Below are 23364 nucleotides of genomic sequence, written 5' to 3' on the forward strand. Positions count from 1 at the left end.
CTCCTTAGCGGTGCATCAGTTCGGGCGACGACAGCAGGAAGGTATTCCACTCCTGCGGCGAGGTGGCCTGGTCCAGCACCTTCAGCGTGGCGGGGGCGATGGTCTTTTGCAGCGACTGGTAATACAGCGCGTTGGCCAGTTGCGGGAAGGCTGGGCGCTCCTGAGCCTGCGGGCCTTCGGTCTTGAACAGGCCGGCGTTGCCGGAGCCGATGGCCTTGGCGATCTCGAAGCGGGTCGTCATCTGGCCCGGACTGGCCCATCCCGACTGCGTCAGTGGATAGCCGTCCGGCGTCTGGCGGCCGTACAGGGGTTCGGCCATGCGCGTGAGCCAGTACAGCATCGGCCCGGTGTTGAGGATGGTCTTGTCGTCGTAGGTCAGGCGCACGGCGGAGACCACGTAGTGCACCGGGTCCTTGAATTTACCGCCCAGCGACTGCGTGAACTCGGCCGACGTGAACAGGGTGCGCAGCACGGCGGCGATGTCGCCGTCGCTGGACAGGAACGTGGACGACATGCGCTCCACCAGCGCCGGCGGCGGCTCGTCCGCGACGAAGTAGAGCGCCAGCTTGCGGCTGACGAAATGCGCCGTGGCGGGATGGCGGCTCAGGCGGTCCAGTGCCTCGTCCACTTCCGCCAGGCCCCGGCCCTTGACGGTCTGTCCCAGGAACTCCTTGTTGCCGTAGTCGTGGCGGTTCGGGTTGAATTCAAACAGGCCTTGACGCACATACTGCGCCTGCAATTCCTTCTTGACGTTGGGCGCCGCCGTGCCGAGGTTAACGCCGACGCCGGTGAGGATGCGCGCCAGCTCCTGCACGTCGCGCTGGCTGTAGCCGCCGTCCACGCCCAGCGTGTGCAGCTCCATCAGTTCGCGCGCATAGTTTTCGTTGATGCGGTTGGCGGCGTTCTGTTCATTGTCCAGGTAGCGGATCATGGCCGGATGACGCAGCGTGGCCGCCAGCAGGTCGCGGAACTTGCCCAGCGCGTGCGGGCGCAAGGCCGTGTCCTCGTAGTCGCCGACCAGCGCGCGCAGGTTGCTCTTGCCCTGATGGACGTTGAAGTGGTTCAGCCAGAACCACGTCATCTGCTCCTGCAACTGGTTGGGCGAGTACAGGTCGCGCAGCAGCGAGCGGGTGGCCGCCTCCTTGGCCACGCGGTTCATCTCCTGCTGGTAGGCCTGCTGCGCGGCTTTCTTCTCGTCGTCGACTGCGATCTTGTCGGCGTCCTTGCGCTGCTGCTCGAGGTCCTGGTTCAGCTGCACCAGCGGCTTTCTGGCGATGGTCATGGCGTCGATCTGCGCCTGCACGGCGGCCGGCAGCACGGCGGGCGCGGGATGCAGCTGCTGCTCCAGCCACGCTTCATAGCCGATTTTTTCCGCTTGCCGGTAGGTGCCCAGGCTGACGCCCCAGCTGACGCGGTTCAGGGCGCCACTCAGCTGCTCCGGCGTGACGGCGGAGGGGCCGGCCCCGCCGGTCGCGGCGCAGCCGGCCAGCAGCAACAGGGCGCCGCAACCGGACAGGGAACGGGTAGGCATGGATGGTATCGGCATGGTTGTCGGCCTCATCGGCGGAGTATAGATGGAACAGTATGCCAAGCTTGCTCAATTGCTGTATGTCTTTTGTGTATCGTGCAACAAAATGTTACGGCTGTTCCCACCTGTATATCAAAAAAACATAAGGTCATCGATTTTCGTCATACGATTGTGATGGTTTCCGGTTTGCTCATATTCTTGATCCGTGCACAAGAACGTAGCAATCTGATAGTAAACCGAACAATGAATGGGGAAAGCAATGGCTTCGAATAAGAATTGGTCCTTGTATGCGGCGGCCATGTTGGCGCTGGGTTCCACGGCTGCCGGCGCCGCGGCACAGGAGGCGGTAAAGCAGGCGGCGACGGAGAGCGCCGGCACGGCGGCCGACGCGGCGCCGGTGGAAGTGGTGCGGGTCACCGGCTCGCGCATCGTCCGGCGCGACAACGACACCGTCGGCCCGATGCTGACGCTGACCAAGGACGACATCAAATACGCCGCGCCGACATCGGTCGGCGACCTGCTGCAGGCCATGCCGAACGTCGGCGTCAGCCTCAATTCCAACGGCACGCAGGGCACCGCGTTCGGCGTCAGCTCGATCAACCTGCGCTACCTGGGCAGCGCGGAAGGCAGCGGCAACCGCACCTTGGTGCTGGTGGACGGCCACCGCTGGGTCAACGCCACCGGGGGGCGCGGCTTCCGCGACTTCGTCGACCTGAACTCCATCCCGCTGGGCATGATCGACCATATCGAAGTGCTGAAGGACGGCGCCTCGGCGATCTACGGCGCCGACGCCATCGCCGGCGTGGTCAACATCCACACCCGCCGCAAGCTGGAAGGCTTCGAGACCGACCTGCGCATCGGCGAGAGTTCGCGCAGCGACGCCCGCAACTACAACGGTTTTATCAACTGGGGCACCAAGCTGGATAAGGGCTCGGTGTTCCTGTCGGCCAGCTACAACGACTCCAAGCCCATTCTGACGGCGGACCGCGACGCCACCCGCGCCGCGCTGTCGCCGCTGACGGCGGCGCCCACCAGCCCGCAGGGGCTGTACGTGCTGCCCGGCCTGTCGAACAACAAATACTTCGGCACCGGCGCCGGTTTCGCGTCGAACGCGGCCAACGCCATCACCCGCAACCAGGGCGCGCTCACCCCGGGCGCCGGCGCGCTGGCCGACGACAGCTTCCACACCGCCGCGCTGCCCGGCGACTACTACAACACGCAAACCCAGGGCATCTATTCGAATGGCCCGAGCCGCCGCGCCGGCCTGTTCGGCCGCCTGACGTATCGCCTGAACGACGACATCACCGCCCATGTCGAGGGCATGTATTCGACGCGCGAATCGAGCCAGTTGTTCGCGCCGTTCCCGCTCGATATCCGCGGCAGCAACGGCTTCGCCATTCCGGTCGACCAGCAGTACAACCCGTTCGGCACGGCCAACGGCGTGCCGGCCGCGAATGCGCTGGGCTTCTCCGGATCTGCGTTCCGCATCCAGCGCGTACCGACCGAAGTGGGCAACCGCAACAACATCCAGAACGTCGACACCGCGCGCCTGCTGCTGGGCGTGAACGGCAAGACCGAGTTTTATGGCGACTGGGACTGGGACGCGACGCTGTCGCGCACCACCAGCAGGGCCACCTTCGATTCGAACAACCAGCTGAACCTGGACCATATCTACCTCGGCATCGGCTCGCCGGCCAAGTGCACGGCCACGCCGGGCTGCGTGCCGCTCAACCTGTTCGGTAGCATCACGCCGGCGATGGCGGACTACATGCGCTACAACGCGCACGACGCCAACAACGCCACCCAGACCGACTTCGCCGTCAACGCAACGCGCACGCTGATGGAGCTGCAAGGCGGTTCGCTCGGCCTGGCGGCCGGCTACGAGTATCGCAAGGAGGAGGCCGAGGACATGCCGGACGCCTTCGTCGCGGCGCCGTCGACGGTGCAACCGCTGCTGGGCGGCGCTGCGCAGGCCACCACCACATCGCCGGCGCGCGACATCACGCGCGGCAGCTACAGCCTGCAGGAAGCCTATGCGGAACTGAGCGCGCCGATACTTTCGGGCCTGCCGGGTATCGAGAAGCTGGAGCTGGACGCGGCGGTGCGCTACTCGCGCTATTCCACGGTGGGCGGCAAGGCCACCAGCAAGCTGGGCGTGCTGTATCGTCCGGTGGCGTCGCTGCTGGCGCGCGGCACCTATTCGCAGGGCTTCCGGGCGCCGTCCATCCTGGAGCTGTACCAGGGACAGCGCCAGACCAACTTCCAGACCGTCGATCCGTGCAACGGCGGCGGCACCGGCAAGCCCGGCTGCGCCGGCGTACCGGCCGGCTACAACCAGAGTCAGTTCAACGGCGGCCTGACACCTGGCATCACCGCCGGCAACGTCAACCTGAAACCGGAGACCGCCGATACCTACAGCCTTGGTCTGGTATGGACGCCAGCCTCGGTGCCGGGCCTGAGCTTCAACGCCGACAAGTTCCTGATCAAGGTGAAGGACGCCATCGCCTCGCAAACGGGCACGCAGATCATGCAGGCTTGCGCCAACACCGGCAACTACTGCGACCTGGTGCTGCGCAATCCGACCGGCGAAGTGCGCCAGCTGACGCAGGCGGTGGTCAATCTGTCGCGCATCGAAGTGGCCGGCATCGACGCCACCGCGCGCTATGTGTTCCCGGTCGCATCGGCCAAGATCGACTCGGCGCTGGACGTATCCTACCTGGAGAAGTACCGCTCGTATGTGCCGCAGTCCGATGGCACCGTGGTGGTGGACGACCGCGCAGGCAAGTCTGACCAACCGCGCTCCACCTTCCCGCGCGTGAAGGCGCAAGCTTCGCTGCGCTACCTGGCAAGCAACTACAGCGCCACCTGGAAGGCCCGCTACATCGGCCACAGCGCCGACCTGCCGAACAACGCGGTCAATGGCGGCACCGTGCCGGCGATCACCTACCAGGACGTGCAGCTCGGCTACACGCTGCCCGGCGGGAAAGTGAACCTGGCCTTCGGCATCGACAACCTGTGGGACAAACAACCGCCGCTGTCGGCCGCGAACAATCCGATCAACTTCGACATCTATACCTACGACGTGCGTGGACGCTATTTCTACGCCAAGGTATCGAGCAAGTTCTAAGCACCACGACCTGAAACGGACGCACGATGAACCACGGCGGCAAACAAGAGGGTACCCAGCGGCGCTGGGCGCTGGATCCGGTGATGATGATGCTGGCCGCGCTGGCGGTGGCGGTGGGGCTGACATGGCTGATGCCATCCGGCGAGTATCAGCGCAAGGGTGGCACGGAGACGGCGCCGGTTGTTCCGGGCACCTACCAGGAGCTGCCCAAGGAGCTGACTCTCGCCGCGCTGCTGCCACCTGCAGCGGTATCGGCCAGGCGCGGCGAGGAGGGCGGCAAGGCAGCCAGGGAGGAGCGTCCCGCCACGGTGTCGCCGGTGTCGCCGGCGGCCATCGTCACGACGATACCTGCGGGGCTGGTCAAGTCGTCGGCGCTGATCTCGATGATACTGCTGTTGGGCGGCATGTTCGGCGTGCTGCGCGCTTCCGGCGCGCTGGACGCCGGCATCGAACGGTTGCTGGCGCTGACCGGCGGCCGGGTCGGCATCGTCACGCCGGTGGTGATGATCGCCATCTCGGCCGGCAGCACCTTCCTCGGGTTGATCTCGGAATACCTGCTGATCATCCCCATCGTCATCGCGCTGGCCGAGCGCATGGGCCGCAGCCGCATGTACGGCTTCGCCATGCTGACGCTGGCGGCCAAGGTCGGCTACCTGGCATCGGTCACCAATCCGGTGGCGCTGCTGATCGCGCAATCGGTGGTCGGCGTGCCGGTGTTTAGCGGCGCCGGATTTCGCTTTGCGATCTGGGTGGTGATGCTGACCATCGCCATCGGCGTCGTGATCCGCCTTGGTCGCAGCGGCACGCAGCAGGCGCAGGCGCCCAGTGCCGCGAGGTTGTCGGTCCGCCACCTGGCGGTGCTGCTGACGGTGGGCGCGACGGTGGTGCTGCTGATCTGGGGCTCGGCCGAAATGGGCTGGCGCGACCTGCAGTTCGCGTCGCTGTTCGTGGCCGCCGCCGTCATCATCGGCGTCGCCGCCCGCATGACGCCGCGCGAAGGCGCACACGCTTTTGTCGACGGCATGCGTTCGATGATGCTGGCCGCGCTGCTGATCGGCATGGCGCGTGGCGTCGAGCTGGTGCTGCGCGAGGGCCGCATCCTCGACACCATCATCGCCTGGGCCTCGCACCATGTCGGCCATTTGCCGCCGGTGGTGGTGGCGCCGCTGGTGATGGTGTTCGAGATGTTCCTGACGCTGCTGATTCCCTCCACCTCGGCCAAGGCCGCGCTCAGTATTCCCATCCTGGGGCCGATTGCCGCCACTGTCGGCGTCAGCGGCCAGACCACGGTGCTGGCTTTCCTGCTGGGGAACGGCTTGATGAATATGTTCGCGCCCACCTCCGGCATGTTGCTGGCGTATCTGGCCACCGCCAATATCGCCTACGGCCGCTGGTTCCGTTACGTGCTGCCGATCTTCGGCCTGTTCACCGTGCTGTCGATAGCCGCGCTGGTGATCGCCGTGCTGACCGGCTATTAACGTTAATGCAGAATTGAGACTCACATGGCTGGCAACACCACCACCCACCACCTCGACGGCGCCGCGCTGGTCCAGCAGAATGTGCTGATCACCATGCGCGACGGCGTGCGCCTGGCTGCGGACATTTACTTCCCCGGCCCGGCAAGCCAGGGACCTTACGCCGTGCTGCTGGAGCGCACACCCTACAACAAGCGCGGCACGAACCAGGGCGACCGCAGCGCAGCCGACCCGGTGCCCCGTCCCAAGCCCGACCTGGCGGCATGGTTCGCCGCCGCCGGCTACGTCTATGTGATCCAGGATTGCCGGGGGCGCTACGCCTCCGAAGGCGGTTTTACCAAGTACGTCAACGAAAGCGAGGACGGCGTCGACACCATGCGCTGGCTGCTGCAGCAGCCGTGGTGCAATGGACGCATCGGCACGCTGGGCCTGTCGTACGGGGCGCACGCGCAAAGCGCGCTGGCGTCCGGCGCGCCGGCGGGGCTGGGCGCGATGTTCCTCGATTCCGGCGGATTTTCCAGCGCCTTCCACAGCGGCATACGGCAGGGCGGCGCATTTGAACTGAAGCAGCTGACCTGGGCTTTCAAGCATGCCCGCCTGGCGCCGGAGACGCAGGCATCCGCGCGCCGTCGCGAAGCGCTGGAACGCGAGGATATCCGCGACTGGATGGCCGTCAATCCCTGGCTGCCCGGCTACTCGCCGGTGACGGCGGCGCCCGAGTACGAGCAGTTCGTGCTGGAGCAGTGGCGGCACGAGACCTTCAGCGACTACTGGCGCGGCCCCGCACTGTACGCGCTCGGCCACCACGCGCAGTGGCCGGACGTGCCGATGGTCCACCTGTGCAGCTGGTTCGATCCCTACTCGCTGACGGCGATCGAAAACTACACCGGCCTGTCACGCATCAAGCAGGCGCCGGTCAAGCTGGTGCTGGGACCGTGGACGCATGGACAGCGCTCGGTCACATACGCGGGCGATGTGGATTTCGGCCCCGCCGCCACGCTGGACGGCAATATCGCACCGGACTATCCGGCATTGAGGCTGGCCTGGTTCGACCGCCACCTGCGCGGCGACGGCAACGCGCCGGACTATCTGCCGGCCCCTGTAAAAATCTTCGTCATGGGCGGCGGCAGCGGCCGCAGGAACGCCGACGGCAGGCTGGATCACGGCGGCCGCTGGCGCGACGAGCAGGACTGGCCGCTGCCGCAGGCGCAGGCCGCCGTTTTCCATCTGCATGGCGATGGCACGTTGGCCCCCGAACCGCCTGCGGCGTCCGCCCCCTGGCGCGGCTACCGTTACGACCCGGCCGATCCGGTGCCGACGATAGGCGGCGCCATCGCCTCCGGCGCGCCGGTGATGGCGGCCGGCTCCTTCGACCAGCGCACCACGGCGGCCGTGTTCGGCGCCCGGCCGCCATATGGACCGCTGGCGCAGCGGCGGGACGTGCTGGTGTTCGAGACGGCGCCGCTCGAATCGGCGGTCGAGTTGACGGGGCAGGTGGTGGCGAAGCTGTGGGTATCGTCGTCGGCGCGCGACACCGACTTCACCATCAAGCTGCTGGACGTGTATCCGCCCAGCGCGGACTATCCGGACGGCTGTGCAATCAACCTGGCGCATGGCATACTGAGGATGCGTTTTCGCGACTCCTTTGAACACCCAACGCCGATGGAAGCCGATGTCGTTTACCAGATCCAGATTCCAGCCTACCCGACCAGCAACCGCTTCGAGGCAGGGCATCGCATACGCATCGACATCAGCAGCAGCAACTTCCCGCATTTCGATGCCAACCCCAACACCGGCGCGCCGGCCGGCACCGCCAGCGTTCCGGTGGTGGCGCACAACCGCCTCTACCTCGACCGCTCGCGACCCTCGCATGTGGTGCTGCCCGTCATACCCGGATGAGGCGCCATGGCGCAGCTGACCGACCAGATCAACCTGCGCGCGCTGCGTGGCTTTCACGCCATCGTCAGCACTGGCTCGGTGACGGAGGCGGCGCGCCGCATGGGCTTGAGCCAGCCGGCGGTCAGCCGCCTGCTGGCGCAGCTGGAACAGCAGATCGGCTTTGAGCTGTTCTTCCGTGATCACGGGCGGCTGGTGCCGACCCAGGACGGCCTGCTGCTATACGAGGAGGTCGACCTGTCGCTGGGCAGCGTGGAGCGGGTCTTCAGCCTGATACGCGATATCGCCGACTATCGGGTCGGTCAGCTGAAAGTGGTGGCGCCGCCCAGTTTTTCGGAGGGTGTGCTGCCGGATATCGTGGCGGCGTTCCTGCAGCGCTTTCCGCGCGTGCGGCTGTCCGTCGATTCGCGCAGCATCGAAACGTCGAAGGCGATGGTCGCGACGCGCGCGGCCGATTGCGGCTTCGTCAAACTGCCGGTGGACCGCCCGGACCTGCGCTCCGAGCATGTGGTCAGCAGCGCCACCGCCTGCGTGATGGCGGCCGATCATCCGTTGTGCGGCCATGATGTGCTGACGCCGCAGCTGCTGCGCGGCCATCCGCTGATTTTGCTGGGACTGGGGCGCATGTCGCGGGCCCAGATCGAAGCCGCCTTCCTGCGCGCGGGCGTGCGGCCCGACGTGCGGCTGGAAACGCATACGGTCGGTTCGGCCTGCGCTCTGGCCGAACGCGGTCTCGGGGTCGCCCTGGTCAATGAGTTGCTGGCACGGCCCTACCTGCGGCCTGGCAGCGCGATACGGCCGTTCGAACCGCGGTTGCAGAACGACTATGCGTTTGTCACGTCCTCGCTGGCGGCGCCGACCCGGCTGGCCACGGAATTCCTCAAGCAGACCCGCAGCCACTTCGGGCTGGGAGCGGACATCGCGACTTCCTAGCGCAGTTCCGGCGTCAGCGCGGGAGCGCGGCGCGGCTGCGCCGTTTGCTGCCAGCCGTAGGCGATGCGCAGCAGCGTGGCTTCATCGAACTCGCGCGCGAGCAATTCGATGCCGACCGGCTGCGGCGCCCGGCCCTCCGGCGTCACCATCGCCACCGGCATGGACAGCGCGGGATAGCCGCTCCAGGAACTGAGGCGGCTGGTTTGCGGATTGTTGGAGACCTTGCCGTCCTGGTCCAGGTTCAGGTTGGCGCGGGTGGGGTAGAGCAGCACGTCGTAGCCTTCCAGCGCGCGCGTCAGGCAGGCCTGGACGCGCGGGAAGCGGGCGGTGACGTTGTGTACGTAGTCCTGGTTGCGCATCGGCTCCGTGCCCAAAGCATCATATTCCGCCAACGGCGCCTTGTTGCGTTCTTCGAACCGCCCGCTGTCCAGCAACTGGCGGTAGCTGCGCAAGTGGCCGTCCGCGTCCGACGGCCAGCGTGCCAGGTAGCGTTCCAGGTCGCCCTTGAACTCGTAGGGTTTGACGGTTTTGAATTCGGCCAGTATCGCGCCCAGGTCCGGCAACTGCACGTCCTCGACGACGGCTCCGGCGGCGCGCATGCGCGTCAGCGCCTCCTCCAGCGTGGCGTTGAAACGGGCCGGCGATGCGGCCGGCGACGTGGCTGGGAACAACTGGCGCACCACGCCGATGCGGGCGCCGCGCAAACCATCGACCCGCAGGCCGGCGCGATAGTCCGGCCCCGCGCCGCGCATCGCCTGCAGCAGCAGGGCGCAATCCTCGACGGTGCGGCAGATCGGCGCGGCGGTGTCTTCGGTGTGGGCCAGCGGCAGGATGCCGTCCTGGTTCAGCAGGCGCAGGCTTGGGCGGATGCCGATCAAGCCCTGGACGGCGGCTGGAACCCGGCCGGAGCCGCCAGTGTCGGTGCCGATGCCCACCATTGCCATGCTGGCGGCGACGCCGCTGGCGGTGCCGGACGACGAGCCACCGGGCGTGATGCCGGTGTCGTAGGGATTCAGCGTTTGTCCGGCCATCGACGACGAGCCCCGGTAGGTAAAGGCGAATTCGTCCAGGTTGGCTTTGGCCAGCACGATGGCACCCGCGGCCTTCAGGCGCGCCACCACCGCGGCGTCCGCAGGCGGGCGGTTGGTGGCGAAGGCCCTGGCGCCGCCGGTAGTCGGCATGCCTGCCGTGTCCACGTTGTCCTTGACCAGCAGCGTGACGCAATGCAGCGTCCCTTGCAGGCCGTCCTTGCGGAACAAGGCGTCCTGGCGGTCCGCCTCGTCCAGCGCTTGCGGATTGACCGTGATGACGGCACGCAGCGCCGGTCCTTGCAGGTCATAGGCCTGGATCCGGGCCAGATAGCCTTGTACCACCCGGCGGCAGGTCAGGCCGTGGTCGCGCATGGCCCGGTGCATGCCGGCGATGGTGGCTTCCACCAACGGGAACGGTGTTGCGGGAGCTGCGACGGCCGGGCCTGATGCGAAAAACGCCAGCGCAACGGCGCCGGTGGCGGGTTTGATGTTCATATGTGTGGCAGGGAGTCTGTGTGCGACCAGCATAGCGGAAGCCGGACGCGCGGGCTAGCGCATACCAAATGCTGATAAAGCCATCGGGCTTTGGTATATTGATGCACACAACAACCAGCCGAGCATCGTCATGCCCACACTCGATCCCCGCGTAGACGCCTACATCGCCAAGTCCGCCGACTTCGCCCAGCCCATCCTCGAGCATCTGCGCGCGGTGGTGCATGCCGCCTGCCCGGACGTCGAGGAAACGATGAAGTGGAGCTTCCCGCACTTTATGTACAAGGGCATGATGTGCAGCATGGCTTCCTTCAAGGCGCACTGCGCGCTGAACTTCTGGAAGGCGGAGCTGCTGATGGCCGAGGAAGCCAACCGCGAGGCGATGGGTCAGTTCGGCCGCATCGCGTCGGTCAAGGACCTGCCGCCGAAGAAGGCGCTGACCGGCTACATCAGGAAAGCCATGAAGCTCAACGACGACGGCATCGCCGCGCCGGCGCGCGCCAAGCCCGCCGAGCCGCGCGAGCTGGCGATACCGGACGACCTGGCCGCCGCGCTGAGGGAAGTGCCGGCAGCGCACAAGCATTTCGAGGCCTTCAGCCCGAGCAAGAAGCGCGACTACGCCGAATGGATCGCCGAGGCCAAGACCGAGGCGACGCGCACGCGCAGGCGCGAGCAGGCCGTCGAATGGATCGCGGAAGGCAAGGCAAGGAATTGGAAATACGAGAAGTGCTAGGGAGGGGCAATGCGGCGTTCAGCGGGGTTTGGGCTGTACGCAGTGCGCATTAAGGGGCGCCGGATACCGCATGCCGGCGCCTGGCATGGCAAGATCAGCTAAGCTGCTCAATGCATGGACGCGGTCGACAGATCCTTAAGTTCCCGTATGCTGATGTCGGACTTTTCATGCATACGCAGCAAAATTGTTGCCCCGACGGCCAGCTTGCGGTGTCGGATCTTGCTGATGATGGGAGGCTGTACTTCCAGAACTCGGCACAATTCCGCGTCGTTCTTCAAGTTCATTTTTTCAATCAAAGTATCCAGAAGCTTGTTCGGAACAAAACTGGATGGTTCCAGTGCCCGAGCGCGATTCATGGCTTCGATCAGTTCCAGCTTCTTCTGCCGTACGTTCATGATGCTCCTCCTTTGCTCAAAACGTAGAAAAATGAAACGTTTCCTGGCAAGGCTAGCGGCCACATTGTTGGTCTGAATGTGGTACGCAACTCAACATTCTTGATAACCATGCAAGTTGATTTTAATAATACTACGCTGAGAAAATAATGGGCGCCTTTAACAAAAAAATTATCTTGTTTATTGCTTAAACGGGTTGACGATTGTTGTTTCTTGTATGCCCGATTTGGACAGATGTAGGATTTTGTCTGTCATCTCGGCCGCAATTTGCGAATGTGTCACCATAATCGCGCAGGCGCCGGTGGCTTTGATTTCCCTGCGCAACAACGTCAGGATGCCGTGGGCGGTATCGGGGTCGAGGTTGCCGGTCGGTTCGTCGGCCAGCACCAGGGCGGGTCGGTGCACCAGCGCGCGGGCGATGGCCACCCGCTGCATTTCGCCGCCGGACAGCTGGTGGGGGAAGTCGCCGCCGCGGCCGCCGAGGCCGACCGCGTCCAGCATCTCGCCGGCGCGGCCGGTCGGCAGGCCGTTCAGCAGCAGCGGCAGGGCGACGTTCTGCAACAGGGTCAGGTGCGGCAGCACGTGGAAGGCCTGGAAGATGAAACCCATGCGCGCGCGGCGCAACCTGGTGGCGGCGTCGTCGTCCAGGCCGGACATGGCCACGCCGTCGATGACGATGGGCGATTCGCCCGGCGCCGCGTCCGGGCTCACATCGGGGGTATCCAGGCCGGCGATCAAATTAAGTAGCGTGGATTTGCCGACGCCGGAATCGCCCATGATGGAGACGAATTCGCCGGCATTGAAGTTCCATGACAGCTTGGACAGCACCGGGCGGCCGCCGGCATAGGATTTGGACAGGTTGCGCAGCTCGAGCATAGGGGCGGGGAGGGGAAAGGATTAGCGGATTAGCGCGTCAAGGCGCGGCGCAGCGCGAAGCTGATGCCGTCGACCAGCGCGACCAGCAGCAGCATGGCGGCGATGACGGTGGCGGCCTTCTGCATCTGGAACAGCGACAGGTGGTACTTGAGCATCTGCCCCAGGCCGCCGGCGCCGACCACGCCGAGGATGGCGGCGGCGCGGATGTTGTTCTCCCAGCGGTACAGCGTGTAGGACAGCATCTGCGGCAGCGTTTGCGGCAAGGTGGCGTAGAAGAAGGCCGCGCCGGCGCTGGCGCCGTTGGTGCGCAGCGTTTGTTCCGGCAGCGGCGCGGCGTTTTCCAGCGAGTCGGCAAACAGGCGGCCCAACACGCCGGCCGTGTGCGCGCCCAGCGCCAGCGTGCCGCCGAAAGGCCCGAGGCCGGAGGCGATCAGCAGGATCGAGGCCCACACCAGTTCGGGAATCGAGCGCAGCACGTTGAGCGCGGAGCGCATCAGCGCGCGTGGCATCTTGCCGAAACGGCCGGAGGCGGGCAGCGAGAACGCCAGGCCGGCGATCACCGCCAGCAGCGTGCCGAGCGCCGACATCGCCATGGTCTCTATCGTGGCCCAGCCGGTCTTGACCAGGAACGGCGCCGACAGGTCGGGCGGCGCGAAGCCGGCCAGCAGCTCGATCGTGCTGTTGACGGCTTCGGCGGTGAAGAATTCGCGCCACTTCAGCGGCAGCGTGGCGAAGCTGGCGGCGATCAGCACGGCGAGCAGCGCCATCAGCGACAGCACGGTCCAGTCGCGGGCGGGAGGTTTGGGCATCTGGTGCTTCATCCGAGGCGCCTCCGCAGTATCTTGGAAAACAGGTCGGCCAGCGCCACCAGCGCCACGAACACCAGCAACATGGACGATACTTCGGCGCCAGCCAGCATTTTCATCGATTCATCCATGCGCTGGCCCAGGCCGCCGGCGCCGACAAAGCCCATCACCACCGAGCCGCGGATCGCGCATTCCCAGCGGTAGACGGTGTAGGACATCAACTCGGACGCCGCTTCCGGCAGGGCGCCGTACAGCAGCGCGGCGAGCCGCCCGCTGCCGTTGGCCAGCAGCGTGTCGCTGGCGTGGGCATCGGACGATTCGAGGATCTCGGCGTAGACCTTGCCCAGCATGCCGCAATAGGTCAGGGCGATGGCCAGCACGCCGGCGGTCGGGCCGAGGCCGATGATGCGCACGAACAGCAGCGCCCATACCAGCTCGGGCACGCTGCGCAGCGCCACCAGCAGCCAGCGCACGCACTGGCGCACCAGCCGGGCCCACGGCCGTATGCGGCCGGTGCCCAGGCGCGAGATCGACAGCTGCTCGTTGATGATCAGCGTGGCCGGGATCGCGCCCAGCAGGGCCAGCGTCAGGCCGGCGGTGGCGATGGCGACGGTCTGCCAGGTTTCGCGCAGCAGCATGGCCAGGAATTCGGCACTGTGGGCCGGCACCAGGAAGTCGGCCAGGAAGCGGCCGGTGGAGGTCAGGCTCTGCCAGTCGAACAGGATCCACGGCTTGAATTCGGTGACCACCAGCGTCGGCCACAGCACGACCAGGCAGGCTACCGTGATGGCGACGCGGCCGCGCCAGGCCGGATCGGGATGGGTGGCCGCAGTGCTCATTACAGGCATGCGCCGACGCCCAGCTTGACCGCCATCGCCTCATGTTCCGGCGACGGCGTGCTGGCGGCGGGCGGTTCGCCCTGGTACAGCGCGGCGATCATCTCGGGCGTGACGCGGTCGCGCGGCAGGTCGAATTCGATGCGGCCGTCGCGCAGGGCGACGATGCGGGGGAAGTGCTTCAGCGCCAGGTCGACCTGGTGCAGGCTGCAGATCAGCGTGGCGCCGCGCGCCCGTGCTTCGTCGCGCAGCGTGGCCAAGGTCAGTTCCGACAGCACCGGGTCCAGCGCGGACAGCGGCTCGTCCACCAGCAGCGCCTTGGCCGGCGACAGCAGCAAGCGCGCCAGGCCGCAGCGCTGGCGCTCGCCGCCGGACAGGCGGTCGACGCGGGAATACAGCTTGTCGCCCAGGTTGAAGCGCGACAGCGCCTGCCAGGCCGCTTCCGGATCGGCGGGCTTGAACAGCGACACCAGCGCGCGCCACAGGCTCCACTGCGGCAGGCGCGCGGCCAGCACCGCCGTCACCACGCGCTGGCGCGGCGGCAGCGGAGGGGTTTGCGGCGCCAGGAACAACTGCGCGCGCAGCTTGTGCCGCGCGCCGCCACTGAGCTGCCACGGATCGCAGCCGAAGGCCTGGAACTCGCCTTCGGCGGGCCGGTGGGCGCAGGCCAGCGTCGCCAGCAAGGTGGTCTTGCCGGCGCCGGACGGGCCGATCAGGGCCAGTTGCTCGCCCTGTTCGACGGTCAGCGTGATCGCGTGCAGCGCGGCGGCCCTGGATGCGCCCAGGTGGCGCACCGTCAGGTTTTGCAGTTGGTAAGTCGGCATTGACGATTTATTTTTTCAGCAGGCCCGCGTTCTGTGCGGCCGCTTCGATGGCGGTGTAGTTTTCAGCCTTGGTCGGAATGAACTTCGAAGCGCGCTGCAGGTCCATGATGACCTTGTCCTGCGGGTTCTTCGGATCGAGCGCCAGGAAGGCGTCGGTCAGCTTCTTCTTCAGGTCGGCGTTCATATCGGTGCGTACCGACCAGTTGTAGTCGTAGTAGCCAGGGGTGGTGTAGAACACGCGTACCACGGCCGGATCGACCTTCTTCTCGGCCACCAGTTTTTCCCAGACCGAAATGTTGAGCGCGCCGGCATCGACCTTGCCGCCCGCGACAGCGGCCACGGTGGCGTCATGCGCGCCGGAGAAGGCGATGCGTTTCAGGTCGGTATCCGGGTTGATCTTGGCGGCCAGCAGGTACGAGCGCGGCATCAGGTGGCCAGAGGTCGACGATTCCGAGCCAAAGCTCAGCGTGTGGCCTTTCAGGTCTTCCAGCTTGTTGATGTCCTTGTTTGTGGTGATGAACACCGAGCGGAATTTTTCATCTTCGGCACGCTGCACCAGCGGGGTGATCTGGTTCTTGCTGCGATCCTTGGCCTGCACGAAGGTGAAGCCGCCGAACCAGACCATGTCGACCTTCTTGTTGATCAGCGCTTCGACCGAGGCGGCGTAGTCGGTGACGGGAGTAAACTCGACCTTCATGCCGATTTTCTTTTCCAGGTACTCGCCCAGCGGCTTGAACTTGCGCTGCAATTCGGTCGGCGCCTCGTCCGGAATCGCCGATACGCGGAACACATGGTCGGCGGACTGGGCCTGGGAATGGGCCGCTGCCAGCATCAGGCCGGCGGCAAACAGGGATTTGATCGTACGCATGGCGAAAAATTTCATGGTGGTTTGACCTTTTTTTGTAAGATTTGTACTTCTGCTGCGACTAATGTGACTATGAATGTGAAGCGCCGCACCGTTTTTTTTGGTGCGGCGCCCCAAAATGGATATTCGGCTATCATAACAAAAATGTTATCCATAGCTGGATGACCACCTCTGAAAGGCAGAGCACTTATGCAGATGTCCCGCTCCTCGGCGATCCGTGTTGTTTCGCCCGACGCAAGCAACACGCCGCCGCAGCGGCAGCCCGCCAACGGCAGCGCGGCGGTGATCGCCGAAATCAGCGCGGGTTTGCTGGCGCCCGACGCCCACACTTCGCCCAAGTTCCTGTACGACGGCCTGGGTTCCAAGCTGTTCGAGGCGATATGCGAGCTGCCCGAATATTATCCTACCCGCACCGAGGCCGGCATCTTTGCCGCGCACGGCGCCGACATGGCGCGCGCCATCGGCACCGGCACCACGATGATCGATCTGGGCGCGGGCAATTGCGCCAAGGCGGCCGGCTTGTTCCCGCTGCTGCAGCCGGCGCAGTACGTGCCGGTGGATATCTCGCGCGATTTCCTCACCGAAGCGGTCGGCCGCTTGCAGCAGCGCTTCCCGCACATCGAGATGACGGCGCTGGGGCTGGACTTTTCCAGCGGCTTCGAGCTGCCGGACAGCGTGCGCCACAGCCGCCGCTTGTTCTTCTATCCCGGTTCCTCGATCGGCAATTTCTCGCCGGAGCAGGCGATAGCCTTCCTGCGCGGCCTGCGCGCCAACGCCGGTGCCGATGGCGGCCTGCTGATCGGCGTGGACCTGATCAAGGACAGTGGGGTGCTGGACGCCGCCTACGACGACGCCTTGGGCGTGACGGCGGCCTTCAACCTGAACATGCTGCGCCACCTGAACCATCTGATCGGCGCCGATTTCGATGTCGGCCAGTGGCAGCACCGTGCCTTCTTCAACGCCGCGGAAAGCCGCATCGAGATGCACCTGGAAGCGCGCAGCGCGCTGACGGTGCGTTGGGACGATGGCGAGCGCCACTTCGCGCGCGGCGAACGGATACACACGGAAGACAGCTATAAATATACGCGGCAATCGTTTGTCGGCCTGCTGGAGCGGGCCGGCTTTGCCACCGCCCAGGTGTGGACCGATCCGGCGAACTGGTTCGCCGTCATCCATGCCCGGGTCATCCCGGACTGAAAGCCGACCATGGACATGCGCCTGCCGCCGCAAGACATCAAATCCCGTTTCGCCACCGTACGCCGCCGCTCGCTGGCGCTGGCCGAACCGCTGACCGACGAGGACTGCGGCGCGCAGTCGATGCCGGACGCGAGTCCGATCAAGTGGCACCTGGCGCATACGACCTGGTTCTTCGAGACCTTCATCCTGGAACCCATGGAAGCCGGCTTCGAGCCTTTCCATCCTGCGTTCCGGGTGCTGTTCAATTCCTATTACAACGGCATCGGCGAAAAGCATCCGCGCGCCCAGCGCGGCTTGCTGACACGGCCGGCCATGTCGCAGGTGCGCGCTTACCGCGCCAATGTCGACGAGCGCATCGCCCGGCTGGTCGCCAGCGATCTGGATGACGAGCAGCGCGCGCACCTGACAATGCTGGTCACGCTGGGACTGGAGCATGAACAGCAGCACCAGGAGCTGATGCTCACCGACGTCAAGCACCTGCTGGCGCAAAACGCGCTGCTGCCCGAGTACATGGATCTGCTGCTGCCACCGGCACCGGCCGCGCCGGCGCTGGCCTGGTTGCCGTTTGAAGGCGGCCTGACGGACATCGGCCATCGCGGCGGCGGCTTCTGCTTCGACAACGAACTGCCGCGCCACAAGCAGTACGTGGCGCCGTTCGAACTGGCCTCGCGGCTGGTGACGAACGGCGAGTACCTGGAATTTATCGCCGCCGGCGGCTATTTCAACGCCGGCTTGTGGCTGGCGGAGGGCTGGGACTGGGTGCGCAGCCAGGGTCTGAACTGCCCGATCTACTGGCAGCAGGACGACCAGGGCCAGTGGCTGGAGTTCACGCTGCACGGCGCGCAGGCGCTGGACCTGAACCGGCCCGCCACGCATTTGTCGTTGTTCGAAGCGGATGCTTATGCGCATTGGGCCGGTGCCCGTTTGCCGACCGAGGCCGAATGGGAATTCGCCGCCGCCCAGGCGGACGTGGAGACCGGCTCGCTGCATCCGGCCGCCGCCGATGCTGCGGACGGCGACGGGTTGCAGCAGATGTTCGGCCATTGCTGGCAATGGACCAGCAGCAGCTATGCCGCCTATCCCGGCTACCAGAGCGCACCGGGCGCGCTGGGCGAGTACAACGGCAAGTTCATGATGAACCAGTATGTGCTGCGCGGCTCGTCGTGCGCCACGCCGGCGGGCCATGCGCGCGCCAGCTACCGGAATTTCTTCCCCGCCGGCGCCCGCTGGCAGTTCACGGGCATCCGGTTGGCCAGGCTCACAGCGCCTTGAGGAAGGCGGCCAGGTCGGCCGCTTCCTGCGGCGTGAAGCCGATGTTGAAGCGCGCATCGTAGAACGTCACGATATCCTCGATGGTGTGCACCGAACCGTTGTGGAAGTAGGGCGAGCGCGATTCGATGCCGCGCAGGCTGGGTACCTTCACCTTGCCGATATCCCTCCATTTACCAGACAGCATGGCGGCGCCGGGATCGGTGGTGGCCACGGTTTCGCCGGTGGCGTTGTTGCGCAGCGTGTAGAGCGGCATGTCGGCCGTGCGGCGTGCGCCGTCCGATACGCCGGTGTTGAACATGCGCGTGACCGAGTGCGTGCCGGCGTTGGGCGCGTCGTGGCAGCTGGCGCAGCTGCCGCGTTGCAGCGGACGGCGCAACTCGTCGTTGAAGCCGGCCACATTGGTGATGTTGAACGGCTTGTTATTGAAGATTTGCTCGCCGCGCGCGATCGAGGCGCGGGCCAGGTTTTGCGCGCTTGGCGCGGCAGGCGGTGACGGTGCGGGACGGCCTCGCACCGGTGGTGGAGGCGGAGGCGCCGGGCGGTCCAGGTTGCGCCACGCGCCGAATATCGCCATGACGTTGCGGTTGAACGGCGCGCCGGTTTGATAATCGCCGGACAGCAGGTCGTTGATGCCGTAGTAGAAGGCCGTGGAGGCCAGCGACGCGGGACCGCCCAGGGCGCCGGCCTCGGTCAGGTTGCCGGCGTCGATGGAGCTGATCTGCGCGGTGAACAGCGTCTTCTCGAAGTCGACGATGGCGCGCTGTTCGGCAGCCGTCAAATCCTGCGCCGCTTCGGCGTGGCCGCGCACGGCGTCGTTGGCCTGGTGCAGCAGGCCGGCATCGACGGCGGTGTAGCACTGCGCCGGGCGCACATCCTTCAGGCAGACGGTTGAATTGGCGTCGGCCGGGGTTTCGCGGCTGTCCCACATCACGCTGCTGGCGAATTTGAGATTGGTGGTCGGCAGCGGCCGGCGGAACAGCGACAGCTCCCTGGCGCTGGCGTAGTTGTACGGATCGTCGGTCTTCACCAGCGTGAATTCCGCGCCGGCGGGCATGGCCAGGCCGACGCGGATCAGGCCCTTGGTCAGCAGCATGCTGTAGGCGACGCGCTTCTGGTCCAGCGTGGCCGTGGCGGCCAGCGGCGAGACGGCGCCGTCGACCAGGCGGAAAACGGGATCGGTGCCGGCGCTGTCGGCGAAGCGCGCGGCCAGCTTGTCCGGGCCGATGCTCCAGCCGTTGTCCGGCTGGTGGCAGGTGGCGCAGGAGCGGCCATTGCCCATCGGTTTGAAGAAGGGATTGGCGGTATCGACCGCACCGGCGGTGCTGAAACTGAGGGAGGCGCCTTCGTCGTTGGGCACCGGCGCCAGCACGATGGGCGGCGCGGAAGTCTGCACTGAGGCGGCAAGCGTGGCGGCGCCACCTGGTGCGCCGCCCTGTGCCAGGCGTGGCGCGGCGCTGGCGGTTGTGCTGTCGGCGGTCGGATCGCTGCCGCCGCAGGCCGCGAGCAGGGCGGCGGTGGCGATGGCCGGAGCCAGGTTCAGGACGCGGTGATACATGGTGTGCTCCGTCTGTTTGTTGATGACGGGCCGAGATTGCACCGCAATTGTGTGGGAAAAATGTAGGCGGACCGTAGTGTGGCGTTTTAGCCAAGCTCCATATTTTCTGCACATTTGGCGGTTATGATGGCGGGATGACGACCATGAGCCAGCCATGCGGTTGACCATCGCCCGCAAGATCGCGCTGGCGGTGACCGCTATCGTCTTTCTCTGCGTGGGGACGATGGCGTGGGTCGCCAGCAGTAACCTGAAGCGCGGCTTCGTCGCCTATCTCAATGAATTGCAGGTCCAGGATTTCGACCAGTTGCGCGAGCTGCTGGAGGACCGCTATCGCACCGAAGGCAGTTGGGATTGGCTGCGAGGGAAGCCGCGCGCGCTGGGCGAGTTGCTGAACAGGATAACGCCGATCAGCCAGGTGTTCGAGCCGGACGGCGACACGCACCGTCCGCGCCGCGAGCGCCGTCCACCGCCGCCGCGCCGGGCCGGCCCGCCCCCGGCGGACGACGGTCAAGGCGGAGCGTATGCCTATCAAGCCAGGCCACCGCGCCGCGAACCGCCGCCGCCGGAGGCGGATCCGCCGCCCGCCGAGGCCGAGCCCAGGCCCGCCGCTCCGCCGCCGCGCAGCAACGATCCGATGGATTTCGCCTCGCGCATCTCCATCACCGACGCGCAGGGCGGCAAGTTGATCGGACCTCCCGACATCAAGGTCGGCGCCGAACGCGCCATCAAGGTGGATGGCGTGGTGGTCGGCCACATGCGCCTGATGCCGCTGCGCGAGACCGGCGGCGTCGACGCCAGCGCGACCATTTTCCTGCGCGAGCAGCTGCGATCGATCCTGCTGCTGTCCGCCGTCCTGGTCGGGCTGGCCATCCTGGCGGCGATCTGGTTGGCGCGCCACCTGTTGCGGCCCGTGGCGGCGCTGCGCGACGTCACCGCCCTGCTGGCGCTCGGCGAATTCAGCGCCCGCGCGCCGCTGCTGTCGCGGGACGAGGTGGCCGAGCTGGCGCTGCACGTCAACGCCATGGCCGAGGCGCTGGAGGAGAGCGAACGCCGGCGGCGCAAGGTGCTGGCCGACGTGTCGCACGAGCTGCGCACGCCGCTGACGGTCATACGCGGCGAAATCGAAGCGCTGCTTGACGGCATACGCAAGGCCGACGGCAACGCGCTGCAGTCGCTGCATGCCGAGGTGCTGCGCCTGAACAAGCTGGTCGACGACCTGCACCAACTGACCATGGCGGATGCGGGCGATCTGCAATACCACTGGCATGAACTGAACCTGGCCGAGCTGCTGCGGCCGACGCTGGAACGCTACCAGCCGCGCGCGCAGAAGTGCGGCCTTGATTTGAGCTGGAGCCTGCCGGCCGCCCCCGTGATGATGACGGGCGATGCCGGACGCCTGCAGCAGGTGGTCACCAATCTGCTGGAGAACAGCCTGCGCTACACCGACGCCGGTGGCCACGTGGTCGTGGCGCTGACCAGCGCCGCCGGCTATGCCGAGATCACCGTGGAGGACAGCGCGCCCGGCGTGCCGTCCGACGTGGTGGGCAGCATCTTCGAGCGCCTGTACCGGGTGGATGCGGCCCGCACGCGCGAGCGAGGCGGCAGCGGGCTGGGTCTGGCGATCTGCAAGGCGCTGGTGGAGGCGCACGGAGGCACCGTCGGGGCCGCCGCATCCGTATTGGGCGGACTGAAAGTGCTGGTCCGCCTGCCGCTAACAAAATAGGAGACGCAGGCCGTGGCCCATATCCTCATCGTTGAAGACGACGTCAAGATCGCCGCGCTGCTGGCGGACTACATGGGCGCCGCAGGCTGGCAGACCCGCAGCGTGGCCGACGGCCGCAGTGCGGTCGAGGCCATCCGGGGCGGCGGCTTCGACCTGGTGCTGCTGGACGTGATGCTGCCGGAGCTGGACGGCATCGGCGTGTGCCGCGAGGTGCGCGCCTTCTCGCAAATCCCCATCATCATGCTGACTGCGCGCGTCGACGAGATCGACCGTTTGCTTGGCCTGGACAATGGCGTCGACGATTATGTCTGCAAACCGTTCAGTCCTCGCGAGGTGGTGGCGCGGGTACGCGTGCATTTGCGCCGCAGCGGGGGAGCCAACGGCACGGCGTCAGTCGTTGCGGTCTCGCCATTCCAGATCGACCGCCCCGGCATGCGCATCCTGCACAACGGCGCGGCGCTCGCGCTGACGCCGCTGGAGTTCCGGCTGCTGGCCGAGTTGATCGAGAATCCCAGCCGGGTCTACACCCGCCAGCAGTTGCTGGACTTCGCCCACCAGGACCAGCGCGACATCGGCGACCGCACCGTCGATTCGCACATCAAGAACATCCGCCGCAAGTTGCCGGACGCCGAGTGCCTGCAATCCGTGTATGGCGTCGGCTATCGTTTCGAACTGGCTTGAGATTGCCAATAAATATAAAGTAATTGATAATGGCTGCCTCATTCATACTAGGGCGCCGATCATGCAGGAATTGGATTTGACCGAGCAAATCACCCATGCCGGCGCCGCAATGGTGGTGGTGCTGGCGTTGTCGGTACTGGCCCTGGCTGTAGCGCTGGAGCGTCTGGCGCACCTGCGCCGCAAATATATCGTACCGGATGGACTGGCGCAGCAACTGGAGCCGCTCTGGGACGCCGGAAAATTCGATGAGATCGAGGCGGTGCTGGCCGCCAGCGACAGCACCCTGGCGCGCACTGTGGAATACATGGTCGAGCACCGCCACCAAAGCGCGGCCATCATCTCCGCCGGTTGCGGCGACCTGGCCTCGATCGAGATGCGCCAGCACCAGCAGAAGGCGCAGCCGTTGGCCGTCGTCGCCACCGTGGCGCCCATCGTCGGCCTGCTGGGCACCGTGATCGGCATGATCGAATCCTTCCACGTCATCGCCTATGCCGGTGGCATGGGTGATCCTGCGCTGCTGGCGGGCGGCATCTCCAAGGCGCTGATCAATACCGCCGCCGGTCTCAGCGTCGCGCTGCCGGCCCTGTGCCTGCACCACTATTTCAAGAGCCGCGTGGTGTTGTATGGCCTGGCACTGGAAAAGCAAGTCAACCGCCTGATCAGTCGCTGGTTCATCGCCGCGCGGGAGGCCGCGTAGCATGCGCATCGACCTGGGTGACGAGGATCAACCGGAGATCGGCCTTACGGCGCTGATCGACTGCATCTTCTTCCTGCTGATGTTCTTCATGGTGGCGACGTCGTTCAAGCAGCAGACCACGCAGCGCAAGGACAAGCAACTGCCGATCACGCTGCCGGCGTCGTCCAATGCGCTGGAGGAGTCGGACGACAACGCGCGTCCGCTGATCATCGGCGTGGGCCGGGACGGCAAGCTGTATCTGGAAGGTGAGGCGGTAACGGCTCAGGGCCTGCACTCGCGCCTGCGCGCCGTCGCGGCGGCCGATGCCGGCACCCGTATCCGCATCGACGGCGACAAGCAGGCCGCCTACCAGCACATCGTGCGCGTGATGGACCTGTGCCAGATCGAAGGCCTGCACAATATCGCCATGCGCACGCGGAACTGAA

General features: G+C 66.1%; 20 protein-coding genes. 11 read left to right on the forward strand and 9 right to left on the reverse strand.

Annotation, left to right across the window (positions count from 1 at the left end; genetic code table 11):
* Window positions 1–4: 4 nt before the first annotated feature.
* The gene (locus ABWW33_RS13870; protein ID WP_353402231.1) at window positions 5–1531 is read right to left on the reverse strand and encodes a DUF1800 domain-containing protein; all 1527 of its coding nucleotides are present in this window, start codon (window positions 1529–1531) and stop codon (window positions 5–7) included.
* A 256-nt stretch (window positions 1532–1787) separates the two neighbouring features.
* Between ABWW33_RS13870 and ABWW33_RS13875 the strand changes: the two genes are divergently transcribed.
* Genes ABWW33_RS13875 through ABWW33_RS13890 form a run of 4 tightly spaced genes read left to right on the forward strand, consistent with a single transcriptional unit; the run spans window position 1788 to window position 8959 of the window.
* On the forward strand, window positions 1788–4655 hold the full coding sequence (locus ABWW33_RS13875) for a TonB-dependent receptor (protein WP_353402233.1): 2868 nt from the start codon (window positions 1788–1790) through the stop codon (window positions 4653–4655).
* A 26-nt stretch (window positions 4656–4681) separates the two neighbouring features.
* Complete coding sequence (locus ABWW33_RS13880; RefSeq protein ID WP_353402235.1) at window positions 4682–6133, forward strand: YfcC family protein; 1452 nt, start codon at window positions 4682–4684, stop codon at window positions 6131–6133.
* Between the two features lie 24 nt (window positions 6134–6157).
* Window positions 6158–8029: a CocE/NonD family hydrolase gene (locus ABWW33_RS13885; protein WP_353402236.1), complete on the forward strand. Its 1872-nt coding sequence runs from the start codon at window positions 6158–6160 to the stop codon at window positions 8027–8029.
* Between the two features lie 6 nt (window positions 8030–8035).
* Entirely contained in the window at window positions 8036–8959 is a 924-nt protein-coding gene (locus tag ABWW33_RS13890; RefSeq protein ID WP_353402238.1) for a LysR family transcriptional regulator, read from the forward strand.
* Here the strand turns inward: ABWW33_RS13890 and ABWW33_RS13895 are convergent.
* Window positions 8956–10485 carry an amidase gene (locus tag ABWW33_RS13895; RefSeq protein ID WP_353402240.1) on the reverse strand — a complete coding sequence of 510 codons (1530 nt, stop codon included), beginning with the start codon at window positions 10483–10485 and terminating at the stop codon, window positions 8956–8958. The two genes, ABWW33_RS13890 and ABWW33_RS13895, sit on opposite strands and share 4 nt — an antisense overlap.
* Window positions 10486–10615: 130 nt before the next feature.
* Between ABWW33_RS13895 and ABWW33_RS13900 the strand changes: the two genes are divergently transcribed.
* Window positions 10616–11215: a YdeI/OmpD-associated family protein gene (locus ABWW33_RS13900; RefSeq protein ID WP_353402242.1), complete on the forward strand. Its 600-nt coding sequence runs from the start codon at window positions 10616–10618 to the stop codon at window positions 11213–11215.
* Window positions 11216–11322: 107 nt separating this feature from the next.
* Here ABWW33_RS13900 and ABWW33_RS13905 read toward each other — a convergent pair whose 3' ends face one another.
* The 6 genes from ABWW33_RS13905 to ABWW33_RS13930 all read right to left on the reverse strand — a co-directional run bounded on the left by ABWW33_RS13905 (window position 11323) and on the right by ABWW33_RS13930 (window position 15832).
* Window positions 11323–11610 carry a hypothetical protein gene (locus ABWW33_RS13905; RefSeq protein WP_008447145.1) on the reverse strand — a complete coding sequence of 96 codons (288 nt, stop codon included), beginning with the start codon at window positions 11608–11610 and terminating at the stop codon, window positions 11323–11325.
* A 177-nt stretch (window positions 11611–11787) separates the two neighbouring features.
* Complete coding sequence (locus ABWW33_RS13910; RefSeq protein WP_353402243.1) at window positions 11788–12483, reverse strand: ABC transporter ATP-binding protein; 696 nt, start codon at window positions 12481–12483, stop codon at window positions 11788–11790.
* 29 nt (window positions 12484–12512) lie between these two features.
* On the reverse strand, window positions 12513–13292 hold the full coding sequence (gene phnE / locus ABWW33_RS13915) for a phosphonate ABC transporter, permease protein PhnE (protein WP_353402245.1): 780 nt from the start codon (window positions 13290–13292) through the stop codon (window positions 12513–12515).
* Between the two features lie 8 nt (window positions 13293–13300).
* Entirely contained in the window at window positions 13301–14128 is an 828-nt protein-coding gene (locus ABWW33_RS13920; protein ID WP_353402246.1) for a PhnE/PtxC family ABC transporter permease, read from the reverse strand.
* Window positions 14128–14949: a phosphonate ABC transporter ATP-binding protein gene (locus ABWW33_RS13925; protein ID WP_353402248.1), complete on the reverse strand. Its 822-nt coding sequence runs from the start codon at window positions 14947–14949 to the stop codon at window positions 14128–14130. Before ABWW33_RS13925 ends, ABWW33_RS13920 begins: the two co-directional genes overlap by 1 nt.
* A gap of 7 nt (window positions 14950–14956) precedes the next feature.
* Entirely contained in the window at window positions 14957–15832 is an 876-nt protein-coding gene (locus tag ABWW33_RS13930; RefSeq protein ID WP_176653794.1) for a putative selenate ABC transporter substrate-binding protein, read from the reverse strand.
* Between the two features lie 171 nt (window positions 15833–16003).
* Between ABWW33_RS13930 and egtD the strand changes: the two genes are divergently transcribed.
* Together egtD and egtB are read left to right on the forward strand one after the other, a co-directional pair.
* Entirely contained in the window at window positions 16004–17011 is a 1008-nt protein-coding gene (egtD, locus tag ABWW33_RS13935) for an L-histidine N(alpha)-methyltransferase (RefSeq protein ID WP_176653795.1), read from the forward strand.
* 9 nt (window positions 17012–17020) lie between these two features.
* Complete coding sequence (egtB, locus tag ABWW33_RS13940; protein WP_353402250.1) at window positions 17021–18283, forward strand: ergothioneine biosynthesis protein EgtB; 1263 nt, start codon at window positions 17021–17023, stop codon at window positions 18281–18283.
* Here the strand turns inward: egtB and ABWW33_RS13945 are convergent.
* On the reverse strand, window positions 18270–19838 hold the full coding sequence (locus ABWW33_RS13945; RefSeq protein WP_353402252.1) for a cytochrome C: 1569 nt from the start codon (window positions 19836–19838) through the stop codon (window positions 18270–18272). The two genes, egtB and ABWW33_RS13945, sit on opposite strands and share 14 nt — an antisense overlap.
* 154 nt (window positions 19839–19992) lie before the next feature.
* Here ABWW33_RS13945 and ABWW33_RS13950 point away from each other — a divergent pair, with 154 nt between their 5' ends.
* From ABWW33_RS13950 to ABWW33_RS13965, 4 genes are all read left to right on the forward strand, one after another.
* On the forward strand, window positions 19993–21561 hold the full coding sequence (locus ABWW33_RS13950) for an ATP-binding protein (protein ID WP_353402254.1): 1569 nt from the start codon (window positions 19993–19995) through the stop codon (window positions 21559–21561).
* A 12-nt stretch (window positions 21562–21573) separates the two neighbouring features.
* Complete coding sequence (locus ABWW33_RS13955; RefSeq protein WP_353402256.1) at window positions 21574–22242, forward strand: response regulator; 669 nt, start codon at window positions 21574–21576, stop codon at window positions 22240–22242.
* Window positions 22243–22318: 76 nt separating this feature from the next.
* Window positions 22319–22939: a MotA/TolQ/ExbB proton channel family protein gene (locus ABWW33_RS13960; RefSeq protein ID WP_353402258.1), complete on the forward strand. Its 621-nt coding sequence runs from the start codon at window positions 22319–22321 to the stop codon at window positions 22937–22939.
* 1 nt (window position 22940) lies between these two features.
* A complete protein-coding gene (locus ABWW33_RS13965; RefSeq protein WP_353402260.1) occupies window positions 22941–23363 on the forward strand; it encodes an ExbD/TolR family protein in 423 nt (140 codons plus the stop codon).
* Window position 23364: the final 1 nt, after the last annotated feature.

It is taken from the genome of Duganella hordei, assembly GCF_040369125.1.
Lineage (GTDB): Bacteria > Pseudomonadota > Gammaproteobacteria > Burkholderiales > Burkholderiaceae_D > Rugamonas > Rugamonas hordei.